General features: G+C 47.0%; 27 protein-coding genes and 1 other RNA gene. 26 read left to right on the top strand and 2 right to left on the bottom strand.

Annotated features, from left to right (window positions below; translation table 11 throughout):
- Nucleotides 1–21: 21 nt before the first annotated feature.
- The 21 genes from floA to AC4G47_RS08285 all read left to right on the top strand — a co-directional run bounded on the left by floA (nt 22) and on the right by AC4G47_RS08285 (nt 20,026).
- On the top strand, nt 22–1,032 hold the full coding sequence (floA, locus tag AC4G47_RS08185) for a flotillin-like protein FloA (RefSeq protein ID WP_491105680.1): 1,011 nt from the start codon (nt 22–24) through the stop codon (nt 1,030–1,032).
- 13 nt (nt 1,033–1,045) lie between these two features.
- Entirely contained in the window at nt 1,046–1,642 is a 597-nt protein-coding gene (locus AC4G47_RS08190; protein WP_491105681.1) for a YqfB family membrane protein, read from the top strand.
- Between the two features lie 179 nt (nt 1,643–1,821).
- Nucleotides 1,822–2,115: a sporulation protein YqfC gene (yqfC, locus tag AC4G47_RS08195; protein WP_458123463.1), complete on the top strand. Its 294-nt coding sequence runs from the start codon at nt 1,822–1,824 to the stop codon at nt 2,113–2,115.
- Complete coding sequence (gene yqfD, locus AC4G47_RS08200; protein ID WP_458123462.1) at nt 2,112–3,305, top strand: sporulation protein YqfD; 1,194 nt, start codon at nt 2,112–2,114, stop codon at nt 3,303–3,305. The genes yqfC and yqfD overlap by 4 nt, the downstream gene beginning before the upstream one ends.
- A 6-nt stretch (nt 3,306–3,311) precedes the next feature.
- Nucleotides 3,312–4,283 carry a PhoH family protein gene (locus AC4G47_RS08205; RefSeq protein WP_458123461.1) on the top strand — a complete coding sequence of 324 codons (972 nt, stop codon included), beginning with the start codon at nt 3,312–3,314 and terminating at the stop codon, nt 4,281–4,283.
- Between the two features lie 16 nt (nt 4,284–4,299).
- A complete protein-coding gene (locus AC4G47_RS08210; protein WP_458123460.1) occupies nt 4,300–6,549 on the top strand; it encodes an HD family phosphohydrolase in 2,250 nt (749 codons plus the stop codon).
- Nucleotides 6,550–6,583: 34 nt separating this feature from the next.
- A complete protein-coding gene (ybeY, locus tag AC4G47_RS08215) occupies nt 6,584–7,081 on the top strand; it encodes an rRNA maturation RNase YbeY (protein WP_036674804.1) in 498 nt (165 codons plus the stop codon).
- Nucleotides 7,081–7,452, top strand: coding sequence for a diacylglycerol kinase family protein (locus AC4G47_RS08220; RefSeq protein ID WP_491105682.1), 372 nt, complete (start codon nt 7,081–7,083; stop codon nt 7,450–7,452). Before ybeY ends, AC4G47_RS08220 begins: the two co-directional genes overlap by 1 nt.
- A gap of 310 nt (nt 7,453–7,762) precedes the next feature.
- Nucleotides 7,763–8,176, top strand: coding sequence for a cytidine deaminase (locus tag AC4G47_RS08225; RefSeq protein ID WP_458127317.1), 414 nt, complete (start codon nt 7,763–7,765; stop codon nt 8,174–8,176).
- A 37-nt stretch (nt 8,177–8,213) separates the two neighbouring features.
- A complete protein-coding gene (era, locus tag AC4G47_RS08230; protein ID WP_145323247.1) occupies nt 8,214–9,113 on the top strand; it encodes a GTPase Era in 900 nt (299 codons plus the stop codon).
- A 104-nt stretch (nt 9,114–9,217) separates the two neighbouring features.
- A complete protein-coding gene (locus tag AC4G47_RS08235) occupies nt 9,218–9,358 on the top strand; it encodes a YqzL family protein (RefSeq protein WP_145323245.1) in 141 nt (46 codons plus the stop codon).
- A gap of 33 nt (nt 9,359–9,391) precedes the next feature.
- On the top strand, nt 9,392–10,144 hold the full coding sequence (gene recO / locus AC4G47_RS08240; RefSeq protein ID WP_458123458.1) for a DNA repair protein RecO: 753 nt from the start codon (nt 9,392–9,394) through the stop codon (nt 10,142–10,144).
- A gap of 409 nt (nt 10,145–10,553) precedes the next feature.
- Nucleotides 10,554–11,441 carry a glycine--tRNA ligase subunit alpha gene (glyQ, locus tag AC4G47_RS08245; RefSeq protein WP_145323243.1) on the top strand — a complete coding sequence of 296 codons (888 nt, stop codon included), beginning with the start codon at nt 10,554–10,556 and terminating at the stop codon, nt 11,439–11,441.
- Complete coding sequence (gene glyS / locus AC4G47_RS08250; protein ID WP_458123457.1) at nt 11,434–13,509, top strand: glycine--tRNA ligase subunit beta; 2,076 nt, start codon at nt 11,434–11,436, stop codon at nt 13,507–13,509. The genes glyQ and glyS overlap by 8 nt, the downstream gene beginning before the upstream one ends.
- A gap of 208 nt (nt 13,510–13,717) precedes the next feature.
- Nucleotides 13,718–14,206, top strand: coding sequence for a YaiI/YqxD family protein (locus AC4G47_RS08255; RefSeq protein WP_076332315.1), 489 nt, complete (start codon nt 13,718–13,720; stop codon nt 14,204–14,206).
- A 50-nt stretch (nt 14,207–14,256) separates the two neighbouring features.
- Nucleotides 14,257–16,077 carry a DNA primase gene (dnaG, locus tag AC4G47_RS08260; RefSeq protein ID WP_145323239.1) on the top strand — a complete coding sequence of 607 codons (1,821 nt, stop codon included), beginning with the start codon at nt 14,257–14,259 and terminating at the stop codon, nt 16,075–16,077.
- A gap of 43 nt (nt 16,078–16,120) precedes the next feature.
- Nucleotides 16,121–17,260, top strand: a complete 1,140-nt coding sequence (rpoD, locus tag AC4G47_RS08265) for an RNA polymerase sigma factor RpoD (protein ID WP_062835490.1) — start codon at nt 16,121–16,123, stop codon at nt 17,258–17,260.
- A 186-nt stretch (nt 17,261–17,446) separates the two neighbouring features.
- Nucleotides 17,447–18,205 carry a tRNA (adenine(22)-N(1))-methyltransferase gene (locus AC4G47_RS08270; protein WP_458123455.1) on the top strand — a complete coding sequence of 253 codons (759 nt, stop codon included), beginning with the start codon at nt 17,447–17,449 and terminating at the stop codon, nt 18,203–18,205.
- Nucleotides 18,181–19,296, top strand: coding sequence for a Nif3-like dinuclear metal center hexameric protein (locus AC4G47_RS08275; RefSeq protein WP_491105683.1), 1,116 nt, complete (start codon nt 18,181–18,183; stop codon nt 19,294–19,296). The genes AC4G47_RS08270 and AC4G47_RS08275 overlap by 25 nt, the downstream gene beginning before the upstream one ends.
- An 82-nt stretch (nt 19,297–19,378) precedes the next feature.
- Nucleotides 19,379–19,787: RNase P RNA component class A (gene rnpB / locus AC4G47_RS08280), an RNA gene on the top strand.
- Between the two features lie 89 nt (nt 19,788–19,876).
- Entirely contained in the window at nt 19,877–20,026 is a 150-nt protein-coding gene (locus AC4G47_RS08285) for a hypothetical protein (RefSeq protein ID WP_491105684.1), read from the top strand.
- Between the two features lie 13 nt (nt 20,027–20,039).
- On the opposite strand, the gene AC4G47_RS08290 is transcribed toward AC4G47_RS08285, so the two are convergent.
- Entirely contained in the window at nt 20,040–21,269 is a 1,230-nt protein-coding gene (locus AC4G47_RS08290) for an aminotransferase-like domain-containing protein (RefSeq protein WP_491105685.1), read from the bottom strand.
- A 108-nt stretch (nt 21,270–21,377) separates the two neighbouring features.
- Here AC4G47_RS08290 and pdxR point away from each other — a divergent pair, with 108 nt between their 5' ends.
- Nucleotides 21,378–22,898: a MocR-like pyridoxine biosynthesis transcription factor PdxR gene (gene pdxR / locus AC4G47_RS08295; RefSeq protein WP_458123452.1), complete on the top strand. Its 1,521-nt coding sequence runs from the start codon at nt 21,378–21,380 to the stop codon at nt 22,896–22,898.
- A gap of 86 nt (nt 22,899–22,984) precedes the next feature.
- On the top strand, nt 22,985–23,242 hold the full coding sequence (locus AC4G47_RS08300) for a hypothetical protein (RefSeq protein WP_491105686.1): 258 nt from the start codon (nt 22,985–22,987) through the stop codon (nt 23,240–23,242).
- Between the two features lie 100 nt (nt 23,243–23,342).
- Here the strand turns inward: AC4G47_RS08300 and AC4G47_RS08305 are convergent, their stop codons facing one another.
- Nucleotides 23,343–25,217: a S8 family peptidase gene (locus AC4G47_RS08305; protein WP_491105687.1), complete on the bottom strand. Its 1,875-nt coding sequence runs from the start codon at nt 25,215–25,217 to the stop codon at nt 23,343–23,345.
- Between the two features lie 282 nt (nt 25,218–25,499).
- On the opposite strand from AC4G47_RS08305, the gene AC4G47_RS08310 reads away from it, so the two are divergent.
- The 3 genes from AC4G47_RS08310 to AC4G47_RS08320 all read left to right on the top strand — a co-directional run bounded on the left by AC4G47_RS08310 (nt 25,500) and on the right by AC4G47_RS08320 (nt 26,842).
- The gene (locus AC4G47_RS08310) at nt 25,500–26,006 is read left to right on the top strand and encodes a YpuI family protein (protein ID WP_145323225.1); all 507 of its coding nucleotides are present in this window, start codon (nt 25,500–25,502) and stop codon (nt 26,004–26,006) included.
- Between the two features lie 167 nt (nt 26,007–26,173).
- The gene (locus AC4G47_RS08315) at nt 26,174–26,392 is read left to right on the top strand and encodes a DUF1540 domain-containing protein (RefSeq protein ID WP_076211597.1); all 219 of its coding nucleotides are present in this window, start codon (nt 26,174–26,176) and stop codon (nt 26,390–26,392) included.
- Nucleotides 26,393–26,428: 36 nt separating this feature from the next.
- Nucleotides 26,429–26,842, top strand: a complete 414-nt coding sequence (locus AC4G47_RS08320; protein ID WP_491105688.1) for a hypothetical protein — start codon at nt 26,429–26,431, stop codon at nt 26,840–26,842.
- Nucleotides 26,843–26,956 lie beyond the last annotated feature (114 nt).

Raw genomic sequence — 26,956 nt, forward strand, 5'->3', positions numbered from 1 at the left:
GCAAATGGAGGAAATTAAACAATGGAACCAACCATGATTACGGTTTTGCTCATTGCGGTAGTTGCCATTATCGTATTGAGCGTATTCTTCAGCTTTTTCCCGGTAATGCTCTGGATCTCGGCAATTGCATCCGGTGTGCGTGTTAGTATTATTACCCTGGTCGCGATGAGACTCAGACGTGTAACACCTAGCCGAATCGTAAATCCGATGATCAAAGCAACTAAAGCAGGTATTCAATTGTCGATGAATCAACTGGAAAGTCACTTCCTGGCCGGTGGTAACGTTGACCGTGTGGTTAACGCTCTGATCGCTGCCCAGCGTGCAAACATTCCACTCGAATTTGAACGTGCTGCTGCGATTGACCTTGCTGGTCGTGACGTATTGCAGGCGGTTCAAATGAGTGTTAACCCGCGTGTTATCGAAACGCCTGTTGTATCTGCGGTGGCAAAAGATGGTATCGAAGTCAATGTTCGAGCAAGAATTACAGTTCGTGCGAATATCGATCGACTCGTCGGTGGTGCTGGTGAAGAGACAATCATTGCCCGTGTCGGTGAAGGGATCGTAAGTACCAACGGTTCAGCAGAAACGCATAAAGTGGTGTTGGAAAATCCGGATCTGATCTCTCGTACAGTCTTGTCCAAAGGGCTGGATTCTGGAACTGCCTTTGAGATCCTGTCCATTGATATTGCGGACGTGGATATCGGTAAAAATATTGGTGCTTTCTTGCAAACCGAGCAGGCAGAAGCTGACAAGCGAATTGCTCAGGCGAAAGCAGAAGAGCGTCGTGCGATGGCTGTAGCCCAGGAACAAGAGATGAAAGCGCGCGTTGTGGAAATGAGAGCGCGTGTTGTTGAGTCAGAATCAGCAGTACCACTTGCAATGGCAGAGGCTTTACGTAGTGGTAAGATTGGTGTCATGGATTACATGAATCTCAAAAATATTGAAGCAGATACTCAAATGCGCAATTCATTGGGAAAACCTGTTGAAGGTTCGAGTTCCAACGATCAGGGTGATTCCAAAAACGGAAGATAGGCGGTGAGTGCATATGGGCCTATTTGAATGGATTTTTGATAATCTGTATATTGTAGCCGTTATCGGCTTTATGCTCTTCTCCTTTTTGGGGAAAGCGGCCAAATCGGCTGATCCGAACAAAAAGCGTCCTGGCAACGGGATGCCTACGTTTGGAGGCAGTGGTGATTCAGACCGAGATGAACGCTCAAGAGACAACTCATCTCCGCAACAGTCTTCCGGACATACTGATCCCCGTTATGATGAACAGTATGACGATCGGTACGAAGACGAACAATATGAGAATCAGTATGATCAGCCATATTCGGAGCCTGCTGCTTCTTCTGGCACAGCCAGTAACCATAGAAGTGAGAATTCCTCAAGAGGAATGGAAAGCTCACTTGATCAACAAAAGAAAGACCTGGAACGACAGGAGCGTTTGATTCAAGAGAGGTTAAATCGCTTTTCTTCTGCAAATAAACCTGTTGTGTCTGATTCCAGTTGGGATATACCCGGCACAGGTGAACAAGTGTCTCCACTTCGTCCTGAAGATATTCGTACTGGTGTTATATGGGCAGAAGTACTGGGTCCTCCCCGTTCCAAACAGCCGTTTGGTACAAGAGGGAAACTGTAACCAAGTTTCATAATGAACAGAAATAGAGCCGTCTCTGGTGAGCAGAAAGCCGCCGGAGACGGCTTTTTTTGTGTTCTTTACTTTTTTCTCAACATTCGTCCCTAACACGCCCCGGAATTTTCATAAATTCTTGAATCTGCGCATAAGTTGAACTGTAGAGGAAGGGGGAAGACCTTCGAATGACCCGGATCAGCCGCAAGCTGCGCAGATGGACCAGTGAAGTGCTGGATCTGCCGCAGGATGTGCTTTATGATATGCCACGGTTAACCCTAATCGGCAGCAAGCAACTGTATATAGAGAATCATCGCGGTGTCATCCATTTCACGCCGGATCGCATCGTGCTGGCTCTTTCCCAAGGCCAGTTGGAGATCAGAGGAACTGCCTTGGTGATACGCAACATTTTGCCGGATGAAGTAGCTGTTGAAGGAACGATTCTGGATATTCATATGAATGGAGTGGAGGGGAACGGATGAAGCAGCCCAGTCTGTACAAACTGCGGGGAGCAGTCCGAATCACGGTCACTGGGGGAGACATTGAAGCATTAATCAACACGGTGGCAGAGCAGGGACTGGAAGTGTGGAACCTGCGTGCTCACGATGGACGCGTAGCAGAGATGAATATTCTGCTGCCGCATTTTTTCAGGCTGCGTCCTGTGTTGAAACGGACAGGCTGCAGAGTGAAAGTAACCCACCGTAGCGGTTTTCCTTTTTTTGCGGCCCGACTATTGCGAAGGAAGTTCTTTCTCGGTGGAATGCTGTTTTTTGTGGCAGCTTTGTTTGCGTTGTCGTCTATGGTATGGAATGTGGAGGTCAAGGGGAACGTTACCATTCCCACGGACGAAGTGCTCGCAGCAGCGAAGAAAGAGGGGGTATACCCTTTCCAGTGGGGGTTCCGCTTGCAAAGCCAAGACAAGCTCTCCAGGCAGCTTGCACTCGCTCTGCCGGATGTAACCTGGATTGGAGTAAGCAAAGAAGGGACAACCATTACCATTCAAGTCGTGGAGTCCGCACAACCGAAGCGCGAACCGTTACTGAATCCGAGACATTTGATCAGCAAATCAGATGCTGTTGTCACTCAAATCTATGCGGAGCAGGGGCGTCCTGTCGTTCAGAAGGACATGCGTGTCAAAAAGGGTCAGGTACTGATCTCGGGCATTCTTGGAGACGAAGAGAACACCAAGACTATTGTTGCCAAAGGCGAAGTGCGTGGACTGGTATGGCGTGAGTATCAGGTACAGGTTCCTCTTGTGCAAAAACATAATACGATGACCGGTGAGAGCAAAGAACGGTTTTACATGGTGCTGGGGAAATGGGCGATCCAATTGTGGGGATACGGAAGTACACCGTTCAGTTCCTTTGATACCGAGAGTAATCATAAACCACTAACCTGGAGATCCTTTACACTACCCATGGGCTGGTTGACAGAGAAGGATCTGGAGACCCGTGAACATGAGGAACAACAGACCATAGAGTGGGCCAGAACGAAAGGATTGGAAGGAGCAAGAAACGATATTATTGCTAAAAACGGCAAAGGAACGAAAATTATAAGTGAAAAAATTTTGCATGAGAAGAAAGAGAATGGTAAAGTTTATATGAAAGTCTTATTTGAAGTAGAAGAAAGCATTGCGGAAGAACTTCCGCTATTCCATAGTCAAGGAGAATGAGGATATTTGTCAGAGCCAACACGCAGCATACAAATCTCCCTCCAGAGTGCGGGAGAGGGCCAATCTCTTTTTGGACCCCAAGATACTTTTCTTAAACTGATTGAATCCGAGATTCCCGCCCAGATTGCATCCCGTGAAGCGGAGATTGTGATTTTCGGCAATGCACAGCATGTGGAATCGCTTGAACAATTATTTGATGTGTTACTGCAGTTGATACGCAATGGATATGTGTTAACCGAAAGAGATGTGAAATATGCGATTGAACTTGCCAAGGATATGCGGGCAGATCAGCTATTGGATCTGTTCAAGGGCGAGATTACCACGACATACCGAGGTAAACCAATCCGTGTTAAAACCATTGGACAGAAGCACTATGTAACTACAATTAAAAAACGTGATATTGTATTTGGTATTGGTCCTGCAGGTACGGGTAAAACCTACCTTGCTGTTGTACTGGCTGTTGCCGCAATCAAGGAAGGCAGCGTCAAACGTATTGTGCTCACACGGCCTGCTGTTGAAGCAGGAGAGAGTCTTGGTTTTTTGCCAGGTGATCTTCAGGAAAAGGTAGACCCGTATTTGAGACCACTGTACGATGCCCTGTATGACGTTATGGGACAGGAACAGACCGCGAAGGCACTGGAGCGAGGGTTAATCGAAATCGCACCACTCGCATATATGCGGGGGCGTACGCTGGATGACTCCTTCATCATTCTTGATGAAGCACAGAACACAACACCGGAACAGATGAAGATGTTCCTGACCCGTCTTGGTTTTGGCTCCAAAATGGTCATTACCGGAGATGTGACACAGATTGATTTACCGCGTGGTAAGAAATCCGGGCTTGTGGAAGCGAATACGATCTTGAACGAAGTTAAAGAGATTGGATTTGTCTATTTTGCCGAGCAAGATGTTGTGCGGCATTCCCTCGTCCAGAAAATTATCGTGGCTTACAACCACGCCGCAGAAAATCAAGCATAGAAAGGGATTGTCTAAAGTGACCTCGAAGGAACCGTCAAAAGGCAAATCTTTTCAGAATAAGGCTACAGGATGGAAGTATAGCGTGTGGGCACGCTATCTTCTGTTTTTGTTTCTGGTGATTCTTTTCTACGTGAGTCTGGCTTCCAAGTTGCTCCCCGAGCGGTATGATATTCAGGAAGGTACACGGAGTGAAGTGGACATAGCTGCGCCCATGCAGATTCCAAATAACAAGGCCACACTCAAAGCACAGGAAGAAGCTGCTGAACGGGTACAGCCGATATTTCAGATTGTGCAGATGCGAAACGAAAATTTGATGACGACCCTGCTTGATCGTGTAGATCGATTGAACCAGGATGATCAGATTTCAAGTCAAGACAAGATTGATATTTATCGGGATGAAATCCCGCAGCGTCAGAAGGATTTTGTGACCAATTATATCAATAACAATCGGAAAGCCGGTACATACTCCGAGACTCTGTTGGAAGAGATCAGAAACGTGGTACAGGAGCAAAGCTACCGTATTCCCGAAGAAACCTACATCAAAATCTCGCGTCTGACATCGGATGATATCCAAGAGATGAAACCAGTTGCGAGGGATATTGTTGCCCGGTTAATGACAGATCAGATCAACGATGCAACCACTGCACGTGCGAAAGTAGCCGAGATGGTGAGTGTCAGCTCGCTCAGTAAGCGTACGCAACGTGAGGTGGTGCAAGAACTTGCTCGCCTCGTAGTGACCGCTAACCGTTTCTATGACGAAGAGGGAACCAAGGAAGCGAAAGTTCAGGCGCGTGAGAACACGCAAACGGTCTTTATCAAGCAAGGGGACACATTAGTTGCCAAGGGTGAAATGATCACCCCGGAAATGTATACGCTTCTGGATGAGAATGACTTGCTGAAAAATGAAGTAAACTACTGGCCGCAGCTTGGACTTCTTATGTTTTCCTGCCTGTTGTCGGCAGCAATTCTGATGTATATTCAGCAAGGCAGCGGAACGCACTTTAAATATAATAATGCGCAGCTGTTGATGCTTGTTCTCATTTTTATTATTACGATTGTGGTTATGCATGTGACGGCGATTATCCAGACCAATGAGAGGTCTTATGTAGGTTTCCTTGCGCCTGTTGCGGTAGGGGCGATGTTAATTGCACTTCTCCTGGATACCTCGCTTGCCTTTGTATGTTCGATTTTGATCGGTATGTTGTCCAGCATTATTTTGAACACGCATCAGGGTCAGCTTTTTGACTTTGAACTGGGCTTCTTCGCTGTATTAGTTTCGTTTGTTGCGATCTTCGCAACTCATAAGGCTAGCCAGCGATCAACGATCCTGAAAGGGGCCATTATGGTCTGTCTGTTCGGATCCATAGCCGTCTTCACCCTGGCCTTGATTGACTCGGGCGATTGGAACCGAACCACGACACTGTATGGCGTTGGGTTTGCATTTGCGGGTGGCGTGCTGACTGCGATCTTGGTGATTGGGCTGATGCCATTTTTCGAAACTTCATTTGGTATCTTGTCAGCGCTCAAACTGGTGGAATTGTCCAATCCGAACCATCCGCTTCTTCGCAAGTTGCTGACGGAGACACCGGGTACCTATCATCACAGCGTTATGGTAGGTAATCTGTCCGAAGCTGCAGCAGAGGCCATTGGAGCTAACGGATTGCTCTGCCGAGTGGGATCGTATTATCATGATATTGGCAAGACCAAGCGACCCATCTATTTTATTGAAAATCAGAATAATATGGAGAATCCACATGATTCGATCGATCCGAAACTGAGCAAATCCATTATCATTGCCCATGCGCGTGATGGTGTGGAAATGCAGAAGGACTACAAACTGCCCAAACCTATTCGGGATATTGCGGAACAGCATCACGGCACAACATTTCTCCACTATTTCTATCACAAAGCACTGCGCCAAGCAGAAGAAGCAGGAGTTGAACCTGATTTCACGGAAGAGGATTTCCGTTACCCTGGGCCGAAGGCTCAGTCCAAGGAATCTGCTATTGTTGGCATTGCCGATAGTGTGGAGGCTGCTGTGAGATCTTTGCGCAAACCTACAGTGGAGCAAGTGGAGTCGATGATTGAGAAAATTATTAAAGGGCGATTGGACGATCATCAGTTCAACGATTGTGATCTCACGATGCGTGAACTGGATATCGTCGCCAGAACATTGAAGGAAACGGTGATGGGTATCTTCCACTCCAGGATAGAATATCCGGAGGAGATTAAGAAACCGAAGCCGACTTCGCCCGAAGCAGGCTAGTTCAATAATATGAGCAGACAGGAGTTATGGAAGAATGAGTCTTAATCTGGCATGGAATAATGAACAACAGGACAAAGAAATTACAGAACCAATGATTGCAATGCTGGAACAGTTGCTGAATCTTGCCGGAGAAGCGGAAGGTGTTGCAGACGGGGAAGTGGCTCTGACTTTTGTGAACGATGAGCAGATCCATGAGTTGAACCGTGATTATCGCGGTATTGACCGTCCTACGGATGTATTGTCTTTTGCGATGAACGAGACGGTGGATGAAGAGCTTGATATTATCTATGAGCTGGACGAAGATGAAGAAATGGAAGAAATGCCGGATGTTCTTGGAGACATCATCATCTCCGTACCACGGACAATCCTGCAAAGTGAGGAGTATGGACACTCATTTGAACGTGAGCTTGGTTTTCTGTTTGTTCATGGCTTCTTGCACCTGCTCGGATACGACCATCAGGATGAAGCCAGTGAGGCTGAAATGATGGGCAAACAAGAAGCGGTATTGGCCCAGGCCGGGTTGACACGATAATGAAAAGGCGCTCCTGGGGTCTGGTATTCCGCAATGCTGCGGAAGGAATCGCATATGGGTTGCGGACTCAGCGTAATGTGAGAGTTCACACGGGAGTGGCTGTTTTGATGTGTATAGCCGGCTTTTTTTTCAGAATCTCAAGAACGGATTGGATGTTTGTGCTGACCGCTGTCTTTTTGGTCCTGGTGACTGAATTGATGAACACGGCTGTAGAGGCTGCAGTTGATTTGGCACATCCCCATATCCATCCGCTGGCAAAAGCGGCGAAGGATACCGCGGCCGGAGCAGTTCTGCTGGCTGCGGTATTCGCCGTCATCATCGGTTGTATCGTTTTCATGAAGCCGGTGATGAGCTGGCTAGGTTTGATCTGATTTCGTTTTAACTTTGATTTGTTTTGTCTTGTTTTGATGTTAATACTACACACTAATATAAAGTTGGATCTTTTTTAAGTTGAACTTGTAGACGTTACACGATAACGAAGAGGACAGAAATAAACCTGTAGAAGCGAAGCGTTCGCCTTTATCCCCGGATTTTCACTTTGAAAAAGTGAATCAAAAAATCTGGGGATAACAGCGATCGAAAGGTTATTCTGGACTCGAAGTGGCAAGTGTAAATTTGGCTTTGGTTGAACTTAACTTGTAGGTAGTAACTTTATATTGCACCCTAAGGGAGAGAATAATGATGGATAACGGTTTGTTAATGCAGGAAGCAATTAAGGCACGTACGAAGGCGTATACGCCTTATTCCCATTTTGGTGTAGGTGCGGCTTTGCTTGACAGTGAAGGACATGTGCATCATGGTTGTAATATTGAGAATGCTGCTTATTCCCCAGGTAACTGTGCTGAACGTACAGCGATGTTCAGTGCCATTGCAGGTGGACAGAAGCCTCGCAGCTTCAAAGCGATTGCCATTGTAGGAGACACGGATGGTCCGATTGCTCCTTGTGGTGTATGTCGTCAGGTCATGTACGAGCTGTGTGAACCGGATATGAAAGTCATCTTGGGGAACATGAAAGGTGATCTGCAAGAGACGACTGTTGCCGAACTGTTACCTTGGGCTTTTGGGCCTACTGATCTGAATTCTGCCAAAAAATAAACCAATATTCCAGGCCTAGGCGCCTGAGGAGGAACATATGAAAAAACAAGCATTTAAATCCGGTTTTGTAGCCATTATTGGACGTCCAAACGTAGGTAAATCCACACTGATGAACCAGGTTATCGGACAGAAAATTGCGATTATGTCGGACAAGCCGCAAACAACCCGTAATAAGATTCATGGTGTGTATACATCAGAACATCAGCAAATCGTTTTCCTGGATACACCGGGTATTCACAAACGTCAATCCAAACTTGGCGATTACATGAACCAGACTGCTCTGAACACGCTCGGAGAAGTGGAAGCAGCACTGTTCTTGATTGACGCTTCGGAAGGAATGGGTGGCGGTGATCGTTATATTGCGGAACAGTTGAAAAATATCCGTACTCCTGTCATTCTCGTCATGAATAAAATTGACAAAATTGAGCCGGAAGCGTTGCTGCCCCTTATGGAGGAGTATCGCAAACTGCATGATTTCGCTGAAATCGTGCCTGTATCTGCCAAGCTGGGTAGCAATGTAAGCACCTTGCTCGAACAGCTTGGGAAGTATTTGCCTGAAGGTCCACAGTACTATCCTGATGACCAGGTCACTGACCATCCGGAACAGTTTGTATGTGCAGAGTTGATTCGTGAAAAGATTCTACAGATGACTCGTGAAGAAGTACCTCACTCCATTGCTGTAACGATTGAAGATATGAAAGTACAGGATAACGGTGTCGTTTATATCTCAGCCGTCATATTTGTGGAACGGGATTCGCAAAAAGGGATCATTATTGGGAAGCAGGGTGCTCTTCTGAAAGAAGTGGGTAAACGAGCTCGACATGACATTCAGAACTTGCTTGGTTCCAAAATTTTCATGGACCTATGGGTCAAAGTGAAAAAGGACTGGAGAAATCAGGATCGGGTTCTGCGTGATCTTGGCTTTGGCCGCGATTAATGATTTGAGTTATATCCAGTAATTGCAACACATAGTTTACCTTGCAAGACTCCATCCTATTTGGTAGATGCAGACGTCATTTCCGAAGAGAGGATGAAATTCCGATGCGAGATTTTTCGTGGAAGGTTTTTGCGATGACGGGGGATGTGGAGTCCTATTTGTTATATACCGAGGCGTGTAACTCGTTAGGACAGGAGTCGGAACCTGCAAGGGAAGTGATTGAAGATGAAGAAGCCGAAGGATAACTGGCTAATTCGGGAATGGTTAGGTGACGAGGCATGCTATACAGGGTGGAAGGGATTGTCATCCGCAGCATGGACTACGGCGAAGGGAACAAAATTATTACGCTTTGCACCGAAAGCGGCGGGAAAGTAGGCGTACTCGTCCGCGGTGCCAAAAAACCCAAGAGCCGACATGCTGCACTGGTGCAGCCGTTTACGTATGGTCAATATGTATATTTCCGCAATACGGGTCTAGGCACACTGAATGCTGGAGAGATTGTTGAATCCTATCATGAGTTGCGTGAAGATCTGGTCAAGGCCTCTTATGCCTCGTATGCGTGTGAACTATTGGATCGCGTGCTTCAGGATGAAGAGACAGGTACATTTTGGTTCAAACAGTTAAAGGCGTGTCTGCAGGCGTTGAAGGAAGAGAAAGATCCGGTTGTCATTACAAGTCTGTACGAAATGAAAATATTACAGGCATCCGGTTATGGTCCGCAGTTCGATGAGTGTATCTCCTGTAACCAGGAGCGACCTGATGAGCAGTTGTTTATAAGTCCCAGACTTGGCGGCGTCCTGTGTCGTGCATGCAAACATTTCGATCCTCCGGCGATGTCAGTCAGTCCAAAGGCTCTGAAGTTGTTGCGCTTGTTCGCTCGGTTGGATCTGCAGCGCTTGGGGAATATATCAGTGAGTGAGTCTACCCGTAATGAGATCAAAAAGCTGATGCGTGCCTTTATGGATCATCAGCTTGGCCTGAATCTTAAATCCCGTTCTTTCCTCGATCAGATGGAGAAGTACGGGATTTGAGGCGTTTATGTGGAAGTGAAACTATATCTTGACTTCATACTAGATTTTATATATTATGAAATATAATTTCTCTTTATGAGACATGCATTGAACGAGAAAGTAAAAGACTGGATTTATTGCATTTGTGGGGACAAGTCGTTGTAGGACACTTGCGCATCATGAATGAGCGAGTTGGGGATGGTGGAAGCCTGACTGAATCGGTTTTTGAAACGGCACTCGGGAGCATGAATGGACACGGAAAAGTGGGCTTGAATAACAGGATTATCCTGTTTGATCCAAGCCAAGTAGGGTGGAACCGCGGGAATAGCTCTCGTCCCTACGTCTGTACAACAGGCGTAGGACGGGGGCTATTTATTGTTGTTTTCGCCGTTCTAAGCCTACTAACAAACCATTGAAAAGGAGCATGATTATGAATTTTCAGCAGATGATTCTAACGCTGCAACAATTCTGGGCCGAGCATAACTGTATTATTGTCCAGCCATACGATACGGAAAAAGGGGCAGGTACGATGAACCCGATGACCTTTTTGCGTTCGCTTGGACCCGAACCTTGGAAAGTGGCCTATGTGGAGCCTTCCCGTCGTCCTTCGGACGGACGTTATGGCGAGAACCCTAACCGGCTGTATCAGCATCATCAGTTTCAGGTAATCATCAAGCCTTCTCCGGACAATATCCAGGAAATTTACCTGGAAAGTCTGAAGCGTCTGGGCATTGATCCGCTCAAACATGATATTCGGTTTGTTGAAGATAACTGGGAGAATCCTTCACTTGGTTGTGCAGGTCTTGGTTGGGAAGTATGGTTGGACGGAATGGAGATTACGCAATTCACGTATTTCCAGCAGGTTGGTGGAATCGAGACGAATCCGGTAGCCGTTGAAATTACGTATGGTATGGAGCGTTTGGCTTCTTATATTCAGGAAAAAGAGAATGTGTTTGATTTGGAATGGGTGGAAGGTATTACTTATGGTGATGTGTTCCGTCAGCCAGAATTCGAACATTCTAAATATACATTTGAAGTATCCGATGTCAAAATGCTGTTCACTCTCTTCAACATGCACGAAGAAGAAGCAAACAAAGCCATGGCGCAGCATCTGGTATTCCCGGCATATGACTATGTGCTCAAATGTTCCCATACGTTCAACCTGTTGGATGCACGTGGGGCCATCAGTGTAACGGAACGTACGGGTTACATCACACGTGTCCGTAATCTGGCTCGTCAAGTCGCTGCAACATATATGGAAGAGCGTGAGAAGCTAGGCTTCCCGCTAATCAAGAAAGGGGGAGCCGAGCATGTCTAAGGATCTGTTGTTTGAAATCGGGCTGGAAGAAGTACCTGCACGCTTCATGCGTGCAGCAATCGCACAGCTGCAAGAGCGTGTCGTGAAATGGCTTGAAGCATCCCGCATTGCTTATGGTGAAGTGAATGCGTATGCTACACCTCGCCGACTGGCTGTTTTGATTCAGAATGTGGCTGAAAAGCAGGAAGATATCGAGGAAGAAGTGAAAGGTCCTTCACGCAAAATTGCACTGGACGACAGTGGCAATTGGAGCAAAGCTGCACTTGGATTCGCCCGAAGTCAAGGTGTTGAACCGGACCAGTTCACGTTCAAGGAATTGAACGGTGTCGAATATATCTATGCAACGAAGAGCAGTAAAGGTGTGGAAACGGCTTCTGTGATTGGGGAAGGACTGCTTTCTGTATTGCATGCCATGACGTTCCCGAAATTTATGCGCTGGGCTTCCTATGATTTCAAGTTCGTACGTCCAATCCGCTGGATTGTAGCTTTGCTTGGCAGTGAAGTCATCGAGCTTGAAGTGGCCGGAGTGAAGTCTGACAATGTCACACGTGGGCATCGCTTCCTTGGCGATGATGTGGTAATTTCGAAGCCTGCCGTTTACGTAGAAGTCCTGCGTTCCGAACATGTCATTGTAGATATTCAGGAACGTGAACAGATGATTGTATCCCAGATTCAAGCACTGGCTGCTGAGAAAAAATGGGATATTGCCATCAAGGAAGACCTGCTGGAGGAAGTCCTGTTCCTGGTGGAGACACCTACGGTGTTGTTCGGAACATTCGACTCATCATTTTTGAATATTCCACAAGAAGTATTGATTACTTCCATGCGTGAGCATCAGCGTTATTTCCCTGTATTGGACAGCGAGGGACAATTGTTGCCATTCTTCGTGACGGTGCGTAACGGTGGAAGTGACTCACTTGATGTCATTGCTAAAGGGAATGAAAAAGTACTGCGTGCGCGTTTGTCTGATGCCAAGTTCTTCTATGAGGAAGACCAGAAGCTACAGATTAAGGATGCATTATCGAAGCTGGAAAGTATCGTCTTCCAGGAAGAGCTGGGTACGGTTGGAGATAAAGTACGCCGTATTCGCAAGATTGCCGATGGAATTGCTGCCAAACTGCAAGTATCCGGTGATGTTGCCGAATCCGTTAGCCGCTCAGCTGATATTTGCAAGTTCGATCTGGTGACACTGATGGTGGGTGAATTCCCGGAACTGCAAGGTGTGATGGGTGAGGATTACGCTCGGAAAGCTGGCGAAAAAGAAGAGGTGGCCAAAGCCGTATTTGAACACTATCAGCCACGTTTCGCCGGAGACCAATCCCCCGCTTCGCTTGTCGGTGCCATTGTGAGTGCTGCGGATAAAATGGACACAATCGTGGGTTGTTTCTCCATCAACATTATTCCAACAGGTTCTCAGGATCCATATGCGCTGCGCCGTCAGGCTGCAGGTATTGTACAGATTCTACTGGATCATAAGCTTCCGCTGACATTGTCAGACGTGTTCGGAGTGGCGCTTCAAGTGCATGCCCAGATGAACCTGTTGAAACGTGCAGATGAAGAGGTTCGTAAAGATCTGCAAGACTTCTTCGGTCTTCGCGTGAAAAAATTATTGTCCGAAACCGTCCGTTATGACGTAGTGGATGCCGTAATTTCTTCCGGATTCGATGATATCAGCGCTGTGGTTCCAAAAGGTGAAGCATTGATGGCGGCTGTTCTGACAGGTGACGCATTCAAAACAACGGTTGAATCGTTCAACCGTGTGGGTAATTTGGCTGCCAAAGCATCCAATGCTTCCGTGCATCCAGAACTGTTCACAGAAGATGGAGAGCGTCAGTTACACGAGTCATGGAGCAAAACGAATGCAGAATATCGTCAGGCGTTGACTCAGCATGATGCTGCTGAAGCACTGGCTATTGCATCAGCTTGGAAGGATGGTATTACCTCATTCTTCGATTCGGTCATGGTTATGGCTGAAGATGAGGCTGTCCGTGCGAATCGACTTGCCTTGCTCGCGGCTATTGATCGTGACTTGAAAGGATTTGCTGATTTTTCCAAGTTGGTTTGGTAATTGGGCGTATTTCATGAGTCCTTTTCCACAGACTTGGAGCAAAGCTAAAATTCAGTATTAAAGAAGGATATATGAGGGTATAAATATACGGAACGGGTTGTGAAATGTATTTTTTACAACCGCTCCGTATTTTAGCCTTTGATTTCCCTTGTTCCGGCAGAAGGATTTTGCCTGGCCGGGGTCGTATATTACAATATGCAGCTATTTTATGAAACCGGGTGGTCTGGGTTTGAGTGAGTTAAATATACGCCACATTGTTGTGGATGGTGATGCTTGTCCGGTCAAAACCGAGATTGCGCAAACCGCTCGCCTTTTCAACATCCCTGTACTGTTGGTCTCTTCATTTGATCATTTGCTTCAAGGAGGAGAAGGGGTGCGTACTGTGCAAGTGGATCGAAGTGATCAGAGCGCAGACCTCTATATTGCTAATCATATTAAGCCATACGATGTGGTTATTACTCAGGACTATGGACTTGCGGCACTTGCGCTCGGCAAACGTTGTTATGTTTTATCCTTTCGTGGTCGTGAGTTTAACGATCGGGACATTGATTTCATGTTGGATTCTCGTCATACTGCGGCCAAAGCACGAAAAAGAGGCCATTACGGGAAAGGCCCAAAGCCTTTCACAGAGCAGGATCGAGAAATTTTTCAACATAAACTGACAAAACTTTTAAAAGATTTGCAGGAGAATGTGTAAGTTTATCGAATTATATTTACGACGTGTTGAAGAGATGAAGGTGGCCAGAGATGAGTACCGGACAAGGCGGTATACCCGAAAGTATTATTGAATCGGTGTTACAGCAGAATGATATCGTCGATACGGTGAGCCGATTTGTGCATCTGACCAAGCAGGGGAAGTATATGAAAGGCCTCTGTCCTTTTCATTCCGAGAAGACCCCTTCGTTCACCGTTACACCTGAGAAACAAATTTTCTACTGCTACGGTTGCGGCACGGGCGGAAATGCCATCAAATTCAGGATGGAAATCGAAGGGTTATCCTTTCCCGAGGCTGTCAAGACGATGGCGGAAGAAAGCCATATCTCTATGGGGGACTGGCAAGGGCGTGAATCTGCTCATGTGAATCCGGAGACGGAACGTCTGTTGGAGGCCTATGAGCTTACCGCAAAGCTGTATCATTTTTTGTTAAAAAATACAGAACACGGCAAGTCAGCCATGGAATATTTACGCTCAAGAGGTTTTGGCGACAAGTTGATTGACCAGTTCCAGATTGGTTTTGCACCAAATCGTTGGGATACACTGGTACAATTTCTCGAAAAACGTAACTATCCGCTTGAAGAGATGGAAAAGGGTGGTCTTCTATCACCGCGAAATGAAGGTCAAGGATATGTGGATCGATTCCGCGACCGGATTATGTTCCCGATTAACGGCAGGAGCGGTAAGCCAATTGCATTTGCAGGGCGCATATTGGGAGACGGGCAACCGAAGTATCTAAATTCACCGGAAACCCGGTTATTTAACAAAAGCCGTGTTCTCTATAATCTGCATCATGCCAAAAATGCAATTCGCAAACAAAGGCAAGCCATTTTGTTCGAGGGATATGGTGATGTCATCTCCGCATGGGATCAGGATATCCAGAATGGTGTTGCGGCAATGGGTACTGCGCTAACTGAGAATCAGGCACTGATGCTCAAAGGCATGTGCGACGAGGTCATCATATGTTATGACGGTGACCGAGCAGGACAGGCTGCTGCACTCAAAAACTTCCCGATTCTTGAGGAAGCCGGATTGCAGGTCAAAGTGGCTCTCATTCCTGAGGGACTTGACCCGGATGATTTTATCCGGAAGCATGGTGGGGAACGGTTCCGAAACCAGATTGTGGACGGTGCTGTGACCACTACAAAATTTAAACTTATAAACCTAAAAAAAAGCCATATACTGCTAGAGGGTGGCGGACAAATCGCCTATTCAAAAGAAGCGGTAAAATTGATTGCCCCCTTACCTTCTCCAACAGAGCGGGAAGTGTATCTTCGAGAACTGGCTGCAGAAGTGGACGTATCCTTCGAAACATTGAAGCAGGAGTGTAATGAAGAACGGGAGGCAATGAAAAATAACCTCCAGTTTGGGGATAATAACCCGAAAAGGTGGAATAATGGTAGGCAACAAAATAGGCAGGTGCCTACACCCAATCTGTTGCCAGCTTACCACGCTGCTGAACGCAAACTGATCGCCTGGATGTTGCAGGATGATGAGGCCGCCCAGTACGTGAACGAGCATCTTGGTGAAGCTTTTAACTTGGATGATCATGCAGCTATTGCTGCTTATCTATATGCCTACTATGCGCAAGGCAAACCGTCGGATACAAGCCGTTTTATGTCTTCACTGCATGACGATCGCCTGGAAAAAACGGTCAGTTCAATCTCGATGATGGATGGTCCAGGTGAATGGAGTATTCAAATGCTCGATGATTGCATCAGGGAAGTGCTGAAGTATCCGCGTAAGAAAGAGTACGATTTGAAAAAAGAAGAAATGATTGCTGCAGAGCGGGCAGGTGATTCTGTACGCGCGGCACAGATTGCAATTGAAATGATTGCCCTAGAGAGACAGTGAATGTCTGATTATTGGATGTTTCTAGGGAGGAGGGAGTCGAGTTATGGCGAATGATCAGCATACTGAACTAGAAACAGAATTGACACTGGATCAGGTTAAAGATCAATTGATTGAATCAGGTAAGAAAAGAGCTTCGCTGAATTACAAGGAAATTATAGAGAAACTCTCTCCTTTTGAGCAGGATGCAGAGCAAATGGATGAGTTCTATGAGCAACTGAGCGATCTGGGTATCGATGTAGTGAATGAAAATGATGAAGAGGTTACACTTCGTCCTAGTGAAGATTCCGAGAACAACACCAGAGAGGGAGAGGACGAATTCCACTTTGATGATGATCTGAGCTTGCCGCCAGGTATCAAAATCAATGACCCTGTCCGTATGTATCTCAAGGAAATTGGTCGTGTGCCATTGTTGTCGGCAGATGATGAAGTACAACTGGCCAAACGGATTGAGAACGGGGATGAAGAAGCCAAGCGTCGTCTGGCTGAAGCGAACCTGCGTCTCGTAGTCAGTATCGCCAAGCGTTACGTTGGACGTGGAATGTTGTTCCTTGATTTGATTCAGGAAGGTAATATGGGTCTGATCAAAGCGGTTGAGAAGTTTGACCACAAAAAAGGATACAAGTTCAGTACGTATGCTACATGGTGGATTCGCCAGGCGATCACTCGTGCGATTGCTGACCAGGCGCGTACAATTCGTATTCCTGTTCACATGGTGGAGACGATTAATAAGCTGATCAGGGTATCCCGTCAGCTGTTGCAGGAACTTGGGCGTGAACCGACTCCAGAAGAAATTGCCGCTGAGATGGATCTGAGTGTAGAGAAAGTTCGTGAAATTACGAAGATTGCACAGGAACCGGTTTCTCTTGAAACACCGATTGGTGAGGAAGATGATTCCCATCTGGGTGACTTTATTGAGGATCAGGAAGCACTTGCTCCGGCAGATGCTGCTGCGTATGAGTTGCTGAAAGAACAGCTCGAAGATGTACTGGATACTTTGACTGAGCGTGAAGAGAATGTTCTTCGTCTACGTTTTGGTCTGGACGATGGACGGACGAGAACGCTGGAGGAAGTGGGCAAGGTATTCGGTGTTACGCGTGAGCGTATTCGTCAGATTGAAGCCAAGGCTCTTCGTAAATTGCGCCACCCGAGTCGTAGTAAACGACTCAAGGATTTCCTCGAATAATCGAACTATGGGAGACTTTCCGCAAGACGCTTTAGCGGCGGCGGGGTCTCCTTTATTTTTAATTTGAACGTCTTGATTTCTTGGTTTTGGAAATTCATCCTTGAAATGTTTGATTGGATTTTATTTTATCGCTTTTCCTTGTTCAATGCAAATCAATAAATTAAATGAATGGTGTAGGTGTGCTTCATGAAACTTTCGAATCGATTACAGCGAATACATGATCAAATTCCCGAGGGCAGCCGCATGGCTGATATCGGTTCAGACCACGCGTTGCTGCCAGTAGCCGCGATCCGCAGTGGGAAAGCCGCAAGCGCAGTAGCTGGGGAAGTCAACCCTGGCCCTTATGATGCTGCATGCAAACAAGTCAGCGACGCTGGCATGAAAGAAAAAATTACGGTGCGTCGTGGAGATGGGCTTGATGTGATCTCTGCGGGTGAAGTGGATGTCATCACCATTGCAGGTATGGGTGGTGCCTTGATTGCTTCTATTTTGGACAGAGGTATATCCAAACTGGAAGGAGTTCAGTTACTTATTTTGCAACCGAATGTGGGAGAGGACATCCTCAGACGCTGGTTGTTGGAGCATCACTGGGTGGTTGTAGCAGAACAGTTGCTCGAAGAAGATGGCAAGATCTATGAGATTATAACGGCGATGCCGCAATCCGTAAGCCCGATTGCAAATGTTGAGGTGTATCGTGCACGTCCGCTTCAAGGCGGGGCAGAATTGACTGAAGATTTGCTTCTGCGGATGGGACCGTATTTGGTGGATCGTCCAACGGATGTATTTTTTGCCAAATGGGAAAGTGAGATCGTCAAACTGCAAGGGGTTGTAAATTCCATCTCCAAATCGGATCAGGATTCTTCCCGGGACAAGGCGGCTGAGGTAGAACGTCTTATCGCAAACTTGAAGGAGGTTTTGGCATGTTTGCCAAAGGTCAAACTGTAATTCAACTGATGGAGCAGCTCGCTCCTAAACATCTGGCTGTGCCGGATGACCGCATCGGTCTGCAGCTCGGCAGTTTGCAAAAAGAAATCAGTCACGTGCTCGTTGCTTTGGATGTGACGGATGAAGTGGTGGATGAAGCAATTCGTATCGGTGCCAATCTGATTATCGCCCATCATGCCATCATTTTCCGACCGGTTAAGTCACTGAGCACGGATACGCCTATGGGTAAACTGTATGAAAAGCTGATTAAGCATGATATTGCTGTCTATATCAGTCATACGAACCTTGACGTGGCCGAAGGTGGCATGAATGACTGGATGGCTGAAGCACTTGGCATTGAGAGCAAGGAATCGCTGGAGGATGTACATACAGATCATCTGTACAAGCTGGCGGTATTCGTACCTCGTACGCATCATGAACTGGTGCTTCAAGCCATCCTAGAAGCCGGAGCAGGAAGTATCGGTCAATACAACAAGTGCAGCTTCAACATGGAAGGTACAGGAACGTTCGTACCCGGAGAAGGGACACAACCGTACATTGGTACTCAAGGGCAGATGGAACGTGTGGAAGAAATGCGGATTGAGACAATCGTGCCTCAAAGTCTGCGCAGTAAGGTCGTTCAGGCGATGCTTAAGGCTCACCCGTATGAAGAAGTCGCCTATGACCTCTATGCAATGGATTTAAAGGGCCGTACGCTCGGTCTGGGACGCTTGGGACCCCTTAGGGATCCTAAGACATTAGGTGAGCTGGTGGAGGTCGTGAAGACCCAATTCAACGTGCCTCATGTTCGTGTTGTAGGGGATCTGAACAAACAGATCAAAAAAGCAGCGGTTCTGGGCGGTTCTGGCAGTCGTTATGCACTCACTGCCCGCTTCAAAGGTGCGGATGTTATTGTGACCGGAGATATCGATTATCACACGGCACATGATGCGTTAATGGCAGGCATGTGCATCATTGATCCAGGACATAATTCCGAGAAGATTATGAAACCGAAGACAGCCGATTGGCTTCGTTCCCGTTTGGAAGATAAACGATATGATACGCAAGTTACGGCTTCTGAGGTGAATACAGAAGTATTCCAGTTTATCTAAAAAGACAGGTGATGTGGGATTCCCAGTAATATTAAGCTTGTCTGGGAACCCAAATGCCTGTATACTATGTAATGTTGTTCGGAAAGCTTGACAGACAATCGCTGGTGGCCTTTGTTGCCACGAGAGGAAAGTCCGGGCTCCACAGGGCAGGATGCTGGATAACGTCCAGTCAGCGCGAGTTGAAGGATAGTGCCACAGAAATGGACCGCCGATGGCCGGATTTCCGGCACAGGCAAGGATGGAACCGAGGTGTAAGAGACCCCGAGGAACGCTGGTGACTTCGTTCCTGGTAAACCCCATCTGGAGCAAGACCTAATGGGACACAGTCACCTCTTCGGAGGAGACAGCCTTAGCCCGAGGTGTGTCTAGGTTGGTCGCTTGAGCTGTGCAGCAATGTATGGCCTAGATAGATGATTGTCGCTTCTGGTGGGAGGGTAGTTCCCGCATGAACCACGAAGAGCACAGAACCCGGCTTACGGTAAGCTTTCCTAACTGCAACAACAGCATTACAGTGTAGTCCACCTATCAGTCGAGGACAATCCTTGAGATTCACCGATGGCCTGACTGATCAGAAGGACCCATGAAATTTACCACAATTGCATACATCCTGTTCATGACAGGTCATATAAAATACGGCGGCAGTTCCGAGATTCTCGGTCTGCCGCCGTATTTTTGTTATATCGAGAAATTGCTTCGTACACTTTCACATTCTATGAATGGAAACAGTTGAAAATGACAGTGAATTACAGTGTAACCACACGGTCAGATTGTAATTCGGCATGCCAGCGTTGGATGGCGCGATCCATTCTTTCCACGGCTTCCGGAAGAAGCTCAGGATCTGTATGGGTAAAGTTGATTCGCATACGGTTCAACTCTGGTATGCCCGCATAGAAGGAATCACCTGGGACAATGCACACTTTCTCTTGGATACCGTAAGTGAACAGATTACTTGCCAGCATGCCTTCAGGCAGCTGTAGCCACAAGAACATGCCACCTTGAGGTGAATTCCACGAGATACCTTCCCATGATTTGGCTGCCATGAGTGTGGTCAGTGTTTTCATGCGTTGCTCGTAATCCTGTGAAATATGGCGGATATGTGCATCCAGATCGAAAGATTCAAGCAATGCATGAAGAGCTCTTTGGTCGATGCTGCTGGAATGCAAGTCGGCACCCTGTTTGGCCCGTGCTGCCATTTTGACAATATCAGGAGCAGCCAGTATCCAGCCGGTACGAAGGCCTGGTGCTACCGTTTTGGAGAACGTACTGGTGTAGATAACATTGGAAGGGGCACCATAGGCGGCTGCATCCAGTTCTGCGAGAGCAGGGACATCCAATTGTTCCGGATTGAATCGAATTTCGCCATACGGATCATCCTCCAGAATGAGCACACCATACTCGCGGCACAGATCCACAGTTTGTTGTCTTCTTTCTCTTGACCACACTTTACCCGTAGGATTGGAGAACGTCGGGTTGATATAGACGAGCTTTGGACGATGAAGTTGGAGCTGTTCCTCCAGAGATTCAGGCAACATGCCATGATCATCGCAGGCTACGCCGTGAGATTCAGCCTGATAGGAATGGATGACTTGCAGAGCAGCGAGATAGGTTGGTGATTCAACCAGTACGCGGTCACCCGGGTCGAGAAGGATGCGGCAAACCAAGTCAATGGATTGTTGTGAGCCCGTAGTGAGAAGCATGTGGTCTGGTGAAGCGGGAATGCCCTTGGATTCAAGACGCTCGGCAATTTTGGCGCGAAGAGGACGGTATCCTTCAGTCTCCGCATATTGAAGAGCGGCTGCTCCGCTCATAAATACTTTTTCATATGCAACGCGGATGGCTTCCAGCGGGAATGAAGTCTGGGCTGGTAATCCACCGGCAAGTGAAATCATTCCAGGTGCCTGGGCGGCCTGGAGCATGTCGCGAACGACAGAGGACGGGGTGTTTTGTGCCATTTTGGACCAAGGGATACTCATGTTATTCTCATCTCCTGTTATTCACTGTTATACTGATATTATAAACTATTTTAGACGGACTGCACTATAACAGTAAAATGAAGATCATAACAGTTGGGGGGAGCACGTATGCATATTGAATTAAAGCGGGGAAGCAGTACCAAATTGTACGTGCAGATAGCGCTAACGATTGCCGATCGCATCAGATCAGGACTCATTGAACCCGGAACCCGACTTCCTTCTGTTCGTAAAATGACCGCCGATCTGGGTGTAAGCCTGGTCACCGTATCGAAAGCCTATGCTGAACTCGAGGCAATTCAATTGATCACTTGCTCCCAGGGTAAAGGTTGCTATGTAAGAGGCGTGTTGCACACCGATCAGACGGAGGAGATGGAAAGGACGCAGCGGATGAATGGTAATAGTGAATCCAGTACGCCTTGGAATTGGCAGATGGCACTGGTGGATTATTTACCAAGAGCACAACTCTGGAGACATTTTGATACGTCACCTCAAGTACGGGTTGAACTTCATATGTCAGCGATCCAGCCTGAACTCTTGCCTACACGCGAGATTATCGATAGTGCCTACCGCCTTTCCTCGGATCATGCAGAGCGTATGGCGGCGTATGGATCTTTTCAGGGAGATCGGGAACTCAGACAGACCTTTGCGGAACATTTTGCTGAGCGTGGACTACAGGTGACACCTGAACGCATGCTGATTACAAGTGGAGCCCAACAAGGAATTGATCTTGTCGCACGGACTTTTGTTGGACCTGGGGATGTAGTGTATATGGAGGCTCCAAGCTATACCGGAGCCATTGATGTGTTTACCAGTAGAGGTGCGAAGATCATTACGGTCCCGATGGACGACGAAGGTATGCGTATTGATCTGTTAACCCGGTTATGTGATACATATCCTCCCAAGTTGATCTATACAATCCCGACCTATCATAACCCAACAGGCATTACGATGAGTGCAAGAAGACGAGCACAGCTCTTGAATCTCGCGCAAAGTTACCACTGCCTCATTCTGGAGGATGACCCGTTTGCAGATCTTTATTTCCGTGCCCCTCCCCCGGCTTCCATTAAATCGATGGATGGGACGGGCCACGTTGTGTACATCAAAAGCTTCAGCAAGGTGTTATCTCCTGGTTGCCGTATAGCTTGCGCTATTGCAGACGGAAGTGTATTGACCCGACTTGTAGCTGCGAAGTCTACGGCGGATTTGGGGAGCCCGCTCCTTACACAGAAGGCACTGCAATCCTTTATTCAGAATCAGTACGGAGTGTATGTATCCCGCTTGAGGGATGAACTGTATTCTCGCTTATGCGCAGCAGCTGAAGTACTGAAAGAGCATGCTCCTATGGGGATGCACTGGCGTTTGCCGGATGGGGGACTCAATCTGTGGCTTCAACTGCAGGATAACTTGGATATGCGTGAACTTCATCGTCAGTCACTTGCCGCCGGGGTGTCATTCCTGCCGGGTTCCGCCTGTTATGTGGGTGAGACGGATACATCAAGTCTGCGCATTTGCTTCACCGTGACGAACGTTGAGCTTTTGTGTGAAGGGTTGCGCGTATTGTGCGATGTCATTGACAAGGTTACACCTCAGGAAGGCGGGGCAGTGGCGGACAGGCTACCGCTCATATAATTTTTCGGACTATGGACATACATCCAATCCACTTTCGACCTGCTGCAATAGGTTATAGTATCACCAGAAAGGGAGTTGGTTTTGAAATGAACCATTACTGTCCACCGCTTTGCCCGATTGTCTGTGACCCGATCCAGGTTGTTGAGGATTACTACATCCCACAAATCGTGCCTGTAATTCACCCGATTGAAGTTATCAAAAAACATCACTGCGTTCCAATTCACCACCACATGTACCCAGTTGTTGTAAAAGAAGAAGATCCTTGCTATGTATCCAGTCACAATGCGAAGAAGAAATCCGTGAAAAAATCAAGCAAGGCCCGCACAACTTCTCACAAACGCTAATCGCAGCGGGTGCCCCGGGGAATTGGATATAAACCAAAGAGCAGCGTACGCCCCGGGGCGCAGCTGCTTTTGTATTTTTTACAGAGTAGCGTCATTACGCTTACTGCGTATACTTTTTCATCGTATTATCCATTTGTTTTCTGACATGCTGGGGCCAAAACTGCAAAGGAGCGCTGTTGCCTGATGCGGCTTGCAGTGCTTTATAGACATCGATTTGTCCATAACCGAAATACTTATCGTGACCCGGATCACCGAGGTCAATGACACTTTGGCGCATTAGATCCATCACTTCCGTGTTGGTTAAGTCCGGGTTCAAGGAACGAATCAATCCTGCAAGTGCTGCTACATGCGGGCTAGCCATGGATGTACCAGACAAAGCTGCATACTGATTGTCCGGATACGTACTTGCGATACTGGACCCTGGGGCCATCACATCCACATAATCCCCGTAATTGGAATAGGAAGCTTTGCTCATATCCGGGTCTGTAGCGGACACGGCAAATACCTCCGGGTAGGCAGCAGGGTATCCTGGACGCTCGGTATTATCGTTCCCTGTAGCTGCAATCAAGACGATATCCCGGTCAAAAGCGTATTTAATGGCGTCATGAAGAAATTGGGCATCGGCATAATTGCCAAGACTCATATTGATGACTTTGGCTCCATGATCAGCTGCCCAAATGATACCTTCAGCAACGGCATACGTGGTGCCTGAACCCGAGTTGTCCAGTACTTTAACCGGAAGTACCTTGTTATACCAGCTCATGCCTGCCACGCCTTCATTATTGTTAACAATAGCGCCGATAATGCCGGCAACGTGTGTGCCATGTCCCACATCATCCAGTGGCTGGCTTCCCGGATCGACCACATTATATCCCTCTAGGAGCTTGCCTTTCAGATCAGGGTGATTCAAATCAACCCCTGTGTCGACCACTGCAACGATAACATCCTTGTTCCCCTTGGTAATATTCCAGCCGCGATTCGTTTCGATTGCAGGCAGGTTCCACTGATAATCGGAGAACAAAATATCGTTGGGTATCGTTACATCTGTTTGTTCAGTTACAGTATCATTGGTTAAATACATGTAGTGGGGTTCCATATAGAGTGGATTCCATTTGCTTTCGAAATAGCTATGCAATTGCTTGTAATTCATGTGTTCTGACCGGAAAACATACGTGTATCCCAGCTTACGCGCAGACTTCGCTCTTAGATCAGATTTAATGATACGCATATCCCGGTCACCAGGATCTTGCCGAAAACGGATAACAATTTCATTTTCGTAAAAATGACTGGCATTGGCATTATCGTGCCCTGTTTTAACCGTGATTTCGTTAAGGGTATCCGGGTGAACGGACTCAATTTTGAACTTACCTTCACGTGGATATGGGATCATGCGCAGATTTTTGCGCTGGTGTTGTTCAACAGCATTCAATACGTTCTGACTGAACAAGGCGATCACAGCTCTTTTACCATCTTTCGCAGGTTGCCCCATCACAAAATATTTCTCTTTTCCCAAGGGGAAAGAAGAGGATTCGAAGCTTTGACGTTTGTTTACCGCTTTTTTGGCGAGGTTCAAAGCATGTTCAAGCTTCTGTTGCTCCAGCTTGCTACCTTGCTTGGATGCCTGATCAAATGGCTTGTTGAATGAACCGTTGGTATCCATGAGATGAATGGATCTAATATGTTTATGCGAACTTTGGAGATCATTCATGTATTGATTAAGCTGCGAAGTATTCATGGTGGAGGTTTTCTCCAGCATGATGCTGAGGTGTTGTTTGGCATCCATGCGGGTCAGAAGATCTGTTGCTTTGACATCCTGTACTTTCAGTCGCTGTTTGTTCGTGTGCTCTTCATGAGCAGAGTCGGAAAGGGCGCTTGGCTTAGGTTCGGGACGATTGGATGTTGGAAGCAGCAGAGTCAGGGCGAGTGCTCCCGCACCAGCTGCTATGGCCCAGTTAATCCATTTCGGTCTGGACATGGGGGTGGAACCTCCTTCGTTCATTTTGGACAATCATCAACAGTGCTTCATCATTGTCACTGGTTGTATCTATCGTTAGGATAAGCGGATATTTTTATGCAGGCGAGTTCGAGTCTAACTGCGTATAATAGGCATGTTTGATGGTAGAAACGGAAAGCATGATTAAGGGATACCGCTCGTCATCTTTTTATGGTAGGATTATAGCTGAGAATTCAAAGGTCAGGGGAAAACCACCGTTGGCCGACCTATATGTAAGGACTTATTTAAGGGGGAGCTACCTTTATGTCAGCAGCCAATGTACAGAAAACATGTGAGTCAACTAGGGAAAAGTTAAAACCGGCTATCGATCGGATCGAAAAATTTTTGAATGAAAATGCCTTGCCTGAACTGGATCAGAATCAGACGGAAGAATCAACAGCCTTCTACAAAGGATTTCTTTCAGATCTCCGTCATTTGCTCGTTTTTTCTGAAGTTTCTTACGAAAAACTTGGCGTTGTGCTGCGTCGTGCCAACTTTGATGTCGATTTTGCCGAAAAGGCTCTTTATAATACGTATCACCAATGCGTAAACAGCTTTTTCTATCCTAAAAATGAATGTTATTCTGAAGACGGAAGATATGCTTATACGGGACAAGATGCCATTCGTTTCCGTGACAAGCCAATCCGTTCGGTACGGGATGTCATTCTTGAGGTTTCCAAAACGTACGAAGAATTGCGCGATGATCTGGCATATTATGAAAGTGACTACCTGACTCAGCGCCGTATGCAGAATCAGCGTAATCACGCCTAATTCCTGTTAAAACCTGATATGAAATTGGACAAAACCGCCCTTGTGGCGGTTTTTTTGTGTCTTTATATAAGAATCAGACCAGGACGAGATCATGTCATCATCTGGCATTTCGACGGGGAATATCGGTTTTGTGGCGGGGAGACAATAGTACTCGAGGTGATAAAAAAATGAGCCAAGACAAACCTATTGTCAAATGCAGCGTCTCCAACTGCAACTTTTGGGGAGAAAACAACTTCTGCCAAGCTGATGCCATCATGATTGACATTGACCAACATGCCACCCGTCGTCTGCATGAAGAATTTGCCGGTGAAACATTTGACTCAGATCACCATGATCATGCACGTACATCCTCTGCAACATGCTGTCACACGTTCAAACCCAAGTGAGCAGTCATCCCTATTTCATAACGGAGGTGCTTCCAAATGAAAAATGACGATAATAAGTTTAATTTTAAAGATCGCCCTGAAACCAATGTAGAAGGTGAAAAACAGCGTATGCGTGTCGATTATCCAAGAAAAACACATCGGGAAGAATATGGGGCAGAGGTCGCTCCTCCGACTGTGGTAAGAACTGGAGGCACCGAGCGCACAGAACAGGTACCTGAGAAACATGAGGCAGACCGTGTTATGGAGTCAACAGGCAAAGTCGCGGGATATATAGGGCTTGCCTTCGGGATCGCGTCCTTATTCATGTGGTCAATCGTACTTGGACCGGCGGCAGCCGTACTGGGTTACTATGCATATGTAAATGGTCGGAAAACAGCGGGAGCTTGGTCCATTGGATTGGGTGTTGTAGCCACGCTAAGTTATTTTTTCATGATTCCATTCGCTCGCTAAAGTGTAAAGTATTCATCAAAAGCCTTCTGTTCTCACCCCAAAGTGGTGAATTACAGAAGGTTTTTTTCGTATATGCGAAGCATAAGTGGTCAGATTCATATATTTTTTTGAAAA

The organism is Paenibacillus sp. Negev47 (assembly GCF_058313655.1).

Excerpts from the sequence above, each read along its gene's own strand:
- ybeY (WP_036674804.1), top strand. The coding sequence starts at position 6,584 with ATGAGTCTTAATCTGGCATGGAATAATGAACAACAGGACAAAGAAATT.
- AC4G47_RS08275 (WP_491105683.1), top strand. The coding sequence starts at position 18,181 with ATGTTTGCCAAAGGTCAAACTGTAATTCAACTGATGGAGCAGCTCGCT.
- AC4G47_RS08225 (WP_458127317.1), top strand. The coding sequence starts at position 7,763 with ATGGATAACGGTTTGTTAATGCAGGAAGCAATTAAGGCACGTACGAAG.
- AC4G47_RS08220 (WP_491105682.1), top strand. The coding sequence starts at position 7,081 with ATGAAAAGGCGCTCCTGGGGTCTGGTATTCCGCAATGCTGCGGAAGGA.
- AC4G47_RS08315 (WP_076211597.1), top strand. The coding sequence starts at position 26,174 with ATGAGCCAAGACAAACCTATTGTCAAATGCAGCGTCTCCAACTGCAAC.
- yqfC (WP_458123463.1), top strand. The coding sequence starts at position 1,822 with ATGACCCGGATCAGCCGCAAGCTGCGCAGATGGACCAGTGAAGTGCTG.
- AC4G47_RS08255 (WP_076332315.1), top strand. The coding sequence starts at position 13,718 with ATGAAACCGGGTGGTCTGGGTTTGAGTGAGTTAAATATACGCCACATT.
- AC4G47_RS08270 (WP_458123455.1), top strand. The coding sequence starts at position 17,447 with ATGAAACTTTCGAATCGATTACAGCGAATACATGATCAAATTCCCGAG.
- rpoD (WP_062835490.1), top strand. The coding sequence starts at position 16,121 with ATGGCGAATGATCAGCATACTGAACTAGAAACAGAATTGACACTGGAT.
- floA (WP_491105680.1), top strand. The coding sequence starts at position 22 with ATGGAACCAACCATGATTACGGTTTTGCTCATTGCGGTAGTTGCCATT.
- glyQ (WP_145323243.1), top strand. The coding sequence starts at position 10,554 with ATGAATTTTCAGCAGATGATTCTAACGCTGCAACAATTCTGGGCCGAG.
- pdxR (WP_458123452.1), top strand. The coding sequence starts at position 21,378 with ATGCATATTGAATTAAAGCGGGGAAGCAGTACCAAATTGTACGTGCAG.
- AC4G47_RS08285 (WP_491105684.1), top strand. The coding sequence starts at position 19,877 with ATGAAATTTACCACAATTGCATACATCCTGTTCATGACAGGTCATATA.
- AC4G47_RS08190 (WP_491105681.1), top strand. The coding sequence starts at position 1,046 with ATGGGCCTATTTGAATGGATTTTTGATAATCTGTATATTGTAGCCGTT.
- AC4G47_RS08305 (WP_491105687.1), bottom strand. The coding sequence starts at position 25,217 with ATGTCCAGACCGAAATGGATTAACTGGGCCATAGCAGCTGGTGCGGGA.
- glyS (WP_458123457.1), top strand. The coding sequence starts at position 11,434 with ATGTCTAAGGATCTGTTGTTTGAAATCGGGCTGGAAGAAGTACCTGCA.
- yqfD (WP_458123462.1), top strand. The coding sequence starts at position 2,112 with ATGAAGCAGCCCAGTCTGTACAAACTGCGGGGAGCAGTCCGAATCACG.
- AC4G47_RS08300 (WP_491105686.1), top strand. The coding sequence starts at position 22,985 with ATGAACCATTACTGTCCACCGCTTTGCCCGATTGTCTGTGACCCGATC.
- AC4G47_RS08235 (WP_145323245.1), top strand. The coding sequence starts at position 9,218 with ATGCGAGATTTTTCGTGGAAGGTTTTTGCGATGACGGGGGATGTGGAG.
- dnaG (WP_145323239.1), top strand. The coding sequence starts at position 14,257 with ATGAGTACCGGACAAGGCGGTATACCCGAAAGTATTATTGAATCGGTG.
- recO (WP_458123458.1), top strand. The coding sequence starts at position 9,392 with ATGCTATACAGGGTGGAAGGGATTGTCATCCGCAGCATGGACTACGGC.
- era (WP_145323247.1), top strand. The coding sequence starts at position 8,214 with ATGAAAAAACAAGCATTTAAATCCGGTTTTGTAGCCATTATTGGACGT.
- AC4G47_RS08290 (WP_491105685.1), bottom strand. The coding sequence starts at position 21,269 with ATGAGTATCCCTTGGTCCAAAATGGCACAAAACACCCCGTCCTCTGTC.
- AC4G47_RS08310 (WP_145323225.1), top strand. The coding sequence starts at position 25,500 with ATGTCAGCAGCCAATGTACAGAAAACATGTGAGTCAACTAGGGAAAAG.
- AC4G47_RS08320 (WP_491105688.1), top strand. The coding sequence starts at position 26,429 with ATGAAAAATGACGATAATAAGTTTAATTTTAAAGATCGCCCTGAAACC.